Below are 6,653 nucleotides of genomic sequence, written 5' to 3'. Positions count from 1 at the left end.
GGACATCTCCTTTATATACCACGGATCGGTAAGACCCAGGGCGAGTGCGAATATTTCCTTGGAATTTTCCATCCCCCGAAAATAACAATTTACTAACTTACCCACTCAAAACACGATAGAGCCTTAATTAATAGGTGTTTAATTACCGACCTCAACAAATAAACATCAACAGATGAAAAGTGTCGTAATCCTATTTGTGGCAATGACCATGCTCGCAAGGCCCTTGTGGCCCATTGCCGAGTACATTGCCAATTACGACTATATTGTGAACGTGCTCTGCGAGAACAAGGACCGGCCCGAGCTGGAATGCAACGGTAAGTGCTACCTCTCCAAAATGCTGGCAGAGGCCACCGATCGGGAACAGCAAAACCCCTTCCAAGAGCATAGGGGCACGGCAGAAGTGCTGCTGGTCTTTTTGGAGGCGGCCCCCGACCATGACCTTGCCGGTCCGGCCCTGTTTGGGAAAGAGGACAATTTCAAGACCCCTTCCAAATGCATGCAAGGGCCGTACCCTGCGGACATTGCCCACCCTCCACAATTGGGCTGATCATTTTTTGGATCGTACCGTGACCCCGACCGTATGGTAGCACCATATGCGGTTTGGCAGTACCCAAAACACATCACCCATCCCCCTTAATCCGTTTCAAGATGAAAACCATATTCGTGGGCCTACGGCATGTCCGTGTCGTGGCCCCAAAGCCATGCGGACTCCTTTTGGTCCCGCTGCTTGCCCTTTTGCTGTGGGCACCCACCCTGTTATCGCAAGAAAGGCCCCAGGTGGTGCTGTACCAGGATTCCATTTTGCCCATAGACTTGAACGAGGTCATTGTTGTTTCCTTGCGCAAACAGGGCCTTGAGCACCAAAAACAACACCATCCGCTGGCCACCTTGGACGCCTATTTGGAGTCTTCCAACCGGGTGAACATGATCAAACGCGGGGCCTATGCCTGGGAGCCCATATTGAATGACATGACCACGGAACGCCTGGCCATCACCATAGACGGGATGCGCATTTTCGGGGCCTGTACGGACCGTATGGACCCCATTACGGCCTATGTGGATGTCTCCAACCTCTCCAGTGTTGCCGTAAGCAGCGGCCAACAGGGAGCGGAGCACGGCAGCACCATTGGTGGGGCCTTGGACATGCGCTTGGAAAAGAGCAACTTTAGACCTTTGGGCTGGACCACCGCCGTGGAAACCGGTTTTGAGGGGAACAACAGTGCCCAGGTCCTTGGCGGGGAGCTCAACTATTCCGGGGAACGTTTTTATGCCGATACCGATATCATCTACCGCAAAGCCGAAAACTATCTGGCCGGTGGTGGCAAAGAAATCGCATTTTCCCAGTTCACCAAGTACAACCTCTCCGTGAACACGGGCTACAAAGTGGCCGAGGGACAAAAATTGTTGGCCAGTTTTATCTTTGATGAAGCGGTGGACGTGGGCTACCCAGCCCTGCCCATGGACGTTTCCCTGGCCCGGGCCTTCATTGGCTCGGTGAGCTGGGTACAGGAGGAGTTCTTGGGAAAATTCCAGGATTGGGAGACCAAGCTCTATGCCAACAGCATTACCCATGTCATGGACGACAGCCAGCGGCCGGACGTGCCCATACGGATGGACATGCCAGGATGGAGCGACACCTACGGGTACTACACCCAGGCCAAGCTCAAGACCGGCAGGCACACCCTGATGCTCAAATGGGACGGGTTTTACAACCGCTCCCTGGCCGAGATGACCATGTACCCCAACAACCCCAACGAGATCCCCATGTTCATGCTCACTTGGCCGGATGTGCGCACCCTGAACAGTGGCATCTATGCAGAAAACGTCCTGAAGCTCAAGGAAAGCACCTTAAAGCTGAGCACGCGCTTGGCGGTACAGGGGTTTCATGTGGCAGATGAGCTTGGCCTGAACAGCCTGCGCATTTTCCATCCGCAGATGGAAGCGCGGCAGACCCGGTTTCTAAAGAGCGTGGCCGCGCAATACCGAAAGGAAATGGAAAAGCTCTCCGTGGTGGGCGGACTCTCTTTTGGAGACCGGGCGCCCACGGTCTCCGAGGGGTTTGGGTTTTATCTCTTCAACAGTTTTGACAACCACGACTATATTGGAGATCCGGACCTTAAAAACGAACAGGCCGTGGAGGGCCATGCCAGGGTGCTTTTCCCCCTAAAAAAGTTGAATTTGGGGCTGGAGGGCAATTTTTTCCACACCCGCAACTTCATCATAGGGGAAATTGATCCGGACCTGAGCACCATGACCATAGGGGCAGATGGGGTAAAAATCCACAAAAACCTGGATTACGCCAATTTGTACAATGTCTCGCTCAACGGCGAATATGACCTCACCACCCAGCTCCGGTTCAGCGGTCTGGTCTCTTACCACCGGGGCGTGGATCAAGACAATCGGAACCTGCCCTTTATAAGCCCACTGTCCTACAGCGGCACGGTGCAGTACACCTCCAACGGTTTCACGGGGGCGGTAAGCATGCGCGGGGCCGCGGACCAAGTGAACTTTAACCCCGAATTTGGGGAAGACCGCACGGATGCCTACACGGTGTTCAACATCTCCGTGGGCAAGACCTTTCGCCTCAACAATGATGAGGTGTTCGTAAAGGCGGGCGTGGAAAATATCTTTGATACGTTCTACTCCACCTATACCGATTGGAACAACCTGCCGCGCATGGGGCGCAACATCTTTGCCACGGTTTCCTACAACATAAACTAAAAGAAAGATCGAACCAAATCGAGAAGCAACAAACGCTCCATCAAAAAAAACGGAGCACAAAACAAAAAATCATGAAGATCATAAAACCCATCATCGCCATCGCTTTTTTAGCCATTGCCCTTACGTCTTGCACCGAGGAAGACAATGACCCCATAAACCTTGCTGAAAACCCCCTGGAAGAGTTTAACCTGCTCACCACCATCGAGGCCAATGCCCACAAGATCGAAGTTTACTCGGACCAAGACCAGTACACCGTTGGCTACAATGAGCTGTTTTACCGCATAAAGGACCAAAACACGGATAATTACGTGTCCAATGCGGAAATTGTACAGACCCCCATCATGCACATGACCTCCATGATGCACTCCTGCCCAAAGTCGGACATCATCAAGACCGAAGATCTCGGTGTTTACCGGGGGTTCACCGTGTTTCAAATGCCGGGGAATGCAGAGGAGCACTGGGAGTTGAACCTGGAATATACGCTGGATGGCCAAACCTTTACCGCCAGCGAACGGATCGCCGTGAAGGCACCGAAAGACGATAAAAGACGGGTGGCCAGTTTTATGGGGGCCGATGACAAGCGCTATGTTGTGGCCATGATGCCCATGGCCCCAGCCGTAAAGGTGAACGATTTTGCCGCCATGGTCTTTACCATGGAGAACATGATGCAATTCCCTGCCGTGCCCGATCACTTCTTGAAAATTGACCCCAGAATGCCCGGCATGGGCAATCACAGTTCTCCCAACAATGAAGACCTGACCTATGACGCGGCCACGGGCACCTACAAAGGAAAACTGTCCCTGACCATGACCGGATATTGGAAAATAAATCTACAGCTGATCGATCCGCAGGGCACAGTGCTAAAAGGGGAGGAAGTCACGGAAGATAACGAAGCCAGCAGCCTGTTCTTTGAACTGGAGTTTTAATCCCATTGCCTTTTTCATTTGTGTTGAAAGGCCATCCTGCAAGGGGTGGTCTTTTTTTATCACCTAAAACTGCTTTTTTGGATTACGCTCTGGGAGCTTGGGGAAAAGAACGACCCAAAGTGCCCACGGAGCGGACCCCTCCGCTTTTCCACAGTGAAGTGGAAAACCACCTCCCCTTGATCAAGGGGAAAGGCCCCCTAGCCCCCAAAGGGGGAACTTTATTCTGTCGTGGGGGGCTGATTGCCCTGAAATATGGTTTCTTTAAGGAAAGAAGCTCAAAAGACCCCCTCCTCGATCAAGGGGAGGAGCCGCCTCTGGGTTTTCAGATGCGGCCAAAGGCCAAACCGGGCCGTCTTCGCGGGGCACGAAGCGATCTGTTTGTTTCGGGTTTCCAGATTCAACAGATGGCCGCGTCGCCATTGGTCTCAATGCCGGATTTCACCTTTGTGGTGGCTACTCACCATCTCGGTTGATTCAAATGAAAGTACAAATTCAGCCTAAAATCCAAACGATGAGGTCCTGTTGAAGCCCGCTCTGGGAGCCTGGGGAAAAGAACGACCCAAAGTGCCCACGGAGCGGACCCCTCCGCTTTTCCACAGTGAAGTGGAAAACCACCTCCCCTTGATCAAGGGGAAAGGCCCCCTAGCCCCCAAAGGGGGAACTTTATTCTGTCGTGGGGGGCTGATTGCCCTGAAATATGGTTTCTTTAAGGAAAGAAGCTCAAAAGACCCCCTCCTCGATCAAGGGGAGGAGCCGCCTCCGGGTTTTCAGATGCGGCCAAAGGCCAAACCGGGCCGTCTTCGCGGGGCACGAAGCGATCTGTTTGTTTCGGGTTTCCAGATTCAACAGATGGCCGCGTCGCCATTGGTCTCAATGCCGGATTTCACCTTTGTGGTGGCTCCGCGCGATGACGGTCAATTTATCCAAAAGAATAAATGAAACCCTTTGCTGTTCCTTTATCCTCCAAAACAAAAAGGGTCAGGGCCGGTATTGGCCCCAACCCTTTCCTTGGTTGGTTGGTTGTTGTGTCCCCCATCAAAGGACAGGGTATTCCATTGGTTATCTCACGATGAATTCGGAGCGTCTGTTGCGCTCGTGCTGGTCTCTGGAGCACACGCTGCCATTGCCACAGTCGTTCTTGAGCTGCGTTTCCCCGTAGCCCTTGGCGGTCAATCGGTTGGCATCTATCCCATTCTGGACCAAGTAGTCCATAGTGGATTGCGCACGCCGTTCAGAGAGTCGCTGGTTGTAGGCGTCGTTGCCCCTGGAGTCGGTATGTGATCCTATTTCAATGCTCACATCCGGGTTTTGCTCCATGTAGGCGAGGACCTTGGCCAAGCTTTCCCGGGCATCTTCCCTGATGTTCCACTTGTCAAAATCAAAATAAATGGGCTCAATTTCCAGCAAGGCCGCCAGATCGGTTCCTTTTTCGGGCCCTGTCACCTTGTTGCCCAGGTCCAGGTCGGCATCGGTGAGGTCGCTTCCGGCCTCTTTGGTGAACATGCCGTTGGCCAGGTCGTACCCCTCTTTGGTGGCAACGATCTCATATTCGCCCTCTTCACAGTCGCCCTCCAAACGGTACATTCCGTTTTCGTCCGTTGTGGCGGTGGCCAGGGTCTCCCCCTCTGCGTTTTTCAGGGACACGGAGGCATTGGCCAGGGCGCTTCCCGTTTTGATGTCCCTCACGGTGCCGGCCACCATGGCGCTGCACTCAAACTCGAGCGGAACGTTCTCAACAAAGCCATAAATGTCATCATCTCCCTTGCCCCCTGCCCGGTTACTGGCAAAGAATCCGCTTTTGGTGTCCTCGTTTATGATAAAGGAAAAATCGTCCTGTTCGCTGTTGATTTCGCGCCCCACGTTCACAATATGCCCGTTGGACCCTTCTTCCAGGTCGGTGGCAAAAATGTCCAGTCCGCCCAGTCCGGGATGGCCGTCCGAGGCAAAGTACAGTTTGTTGGAGGCGGTAACAAAGGGGAAGGTCTCCCTGGCCTCCGTGTTCACCGTACCGCCCAGGTTTTTTGGCGTTCCATAGCTGCCATCGTCGTGTAGGTCCACGACAAAAATGTCCGAGGCGCCCAGTGTGCCGGGCATGTCAGAGGCAAAGTACAACTGCTTTTCATCCGGCCCCAGGGCAGGGTGGGCCACAGAATACTCGTCCGAGTTAAAGGGAAGTTCCTTTGGGGCGCCCCAGGTGTCCCCGTTGCGCTCGGCCCTGAATATCTTGAGCCTGCTCAGTCCGGCCTGGTCCCTTTCAAAATTGCCCCTGGAGGAATTGTTTCGCGTAAAGAACACGGTGTTGCCGTCCTTGGAGAAGGCCGATGAGGACTCATGGGTCTTCTTATTTAGCACCTTTCCCAGTTTTTTTGCCGTACTTAACGCTCCGCCCGTTGCCTCGTTTGTCTCGTAGAGGTCCAGAAAAGGTCTGTTGTTCCAGGTATGGATGTTTCGCTTGGTGATGCCGGAGTCCCGTGCCGAGGAAAAGACCAGCCTGTCCCCCTTGAAAGAGGGGGCAAAGTCAGAGAATTCCGAGTTGAAGGCCTCGTTCTTGATGGTGTACCTTCCGGAGTTCTTGGCAATCGCGTCCAGGTAGTCGGCATTTTCGGTCCATTTTGCCACCCTTCCGTCCTTGGCCTCCAGGGCCTTCAGTTTTTCCATCCACCGATCAGAGGAGCCGTAGTTCTCCAGGGACTTGAGGGCCTGTGCATATTGGAACATGGATTCCGCATCTTCCAGGTCGGGGTCCGTTGAGAACAGTTTTTCGTACCAATTGGCCGCCTCTTGATAATTGGCGTTCATATAGTGCGATTTTCCCAGGTTTTTGTAGATCTCTTTTTTGGAATACCCTTTTTCCAATAGGCTTTCATAACTCTCTATGGCCTGGTAAAAGGAGTGTTCCTTGAAATCGCCGTCCGCTTTTTTCAATCCCCTTTCCTGGGCACTGGCCAGAAAGGTTCCCACGGCACATAACAGTGCAAATGATATATGTTTTCTCATGTCTTTGGT

At 53.1% G+C, this 6,653-nt stretch carries 6 protein-coding genes; 5 read left to right on the top strand and 1 reads right to left on the bottom strand.

The genetic code is table 11. From position 1 onward, the window contains the following. The first annotated feature begins 172 nt into the window (after positions 1–172). The 5 genes from ACKWCC_RS14805 to ACKWCC_RS14785 all read left to right on the top strand — a co-directional run bounded on the left by ACKWCC_RS14805 (position 173) and on the right by ACKWCC_RS14785 (position 4,586). Positions 173–547 carry a hypothetical protein gene (locus ACKWCC_RS14805; protein ID WP_413996730.1) on the top strand — a complete coding sequence of 125 codons (375 nt, stop codon included), beginning with the start codon at positions 173–175 and terminating at the stop codon, positions 545–547. A 101-nt stretch (positions 548–648) separates the two neighbouring features. Then, complete coding sequence (locus ACKWCC_RS14800) at positions 649–2,721, top strand: TonB-dependent receptor (RefSeq protein ID WP_413996729.1); 2,073 nt, start codon at positions 649–651, stop codon at positions 2,719–2,721. A 71-nt stretch (positions 2,722–2,792) separates the two neighbouring features. After that, on the top strand, positions 2,793–3,647 hold the full coding sequence (locus ACKWCC_RS14795) for a hypothetical protein (RefSeq protein ID WP_413996728.1): 855 nt from the start codon (positions 2,793–2,795) through the stop codon (positions 3,645–3,647). Positions 3,648–3,823: 176 nt separating this feature from the next. Beyond that, positions 3,824–4,120 carry a hypothetical protein gene (locus tag ACKWCC_RS14790; protein ID WP_413996727.1) on the top strand — a complete coding sequence of 99 codons (297 nt, stop codon included), beginning with the start codon at positions 3,824–3,826 and terminating at the stop codon, positions 4,118–4,120. Positions 4,121–4,268: 148 nt separating this feature from the next. Further along, entirely contained in the window at positions 4,269–4,586 is a 318-nt protein-coding gene (locus ACKWCC_RS14785; RefSeq protein WP_413996726.1) for a hypothetical protein, read from the top strand. Positions 4,587–4,706: 120 nt separating this feature from the next. Here ACKWCC_RS14785 and ACKWCC_RS14780 read toward each other — a convergent pair whose 3' ends face one another. Further along, positions 4,707–6,644 carry an OmpA family protein gene (locus ACKWCC_RS14780; RefSeq protein ID WP_413996725.1) on the bottom strand — a complete coding sequence of 646 codons (1,938 nt, stop codon included), beginning with the start codon at positions 6,642–6,644 and terminating at the stop codon, positions 4,707–4,709. Positions 6,645–6,653: the final 9 nt, after the last annotated feature.

Source organism: Maribacter aquimarinus (assembly GCF_047345505.1).
GTDB lineage: Bacteria > Bacteroidota > Bacteroidia > Flavobacteriales > Flavobacteriaceae > Maribacter.
This window is presented reverse-complemented; position numbering and strand designations above follow the sequence as displayed.

What these genes read in the sequence shown, in the direction of transcription:
- ACKWCC_RS14805 (WP_413996730.1), top strand. Translation starts at nt 173, where the DNA reads ATGAAAAGTGTCGTAATCCTATTTGTGGCAATGACCATGCTCGCAAGG.
- ACKWCC_RS14800 (WP_413996729.1), top strand. Translation starts at nt 649, where the DNA reads ATGAAAACCATATTCGTGGGCCTACGGCATGTCCGTGTCGTGGCCCCA.
- ACKWCC_RS14795 (WP_413996728.1), top strand. Translation starts at nt 2,793, where the DNA reads ATGAAGATCATAAAACCCATCATCGCCATCGCTTTTTTAGCCATTGCC.
- ACKWCC_RS14780 (WP_413996725.1), bottom strand. Translation starts at nt 6,644, where the DNA reads ATGAGAAAACATATATCATTTGCACTGTTATGTGCCGTGGGAACCTTT.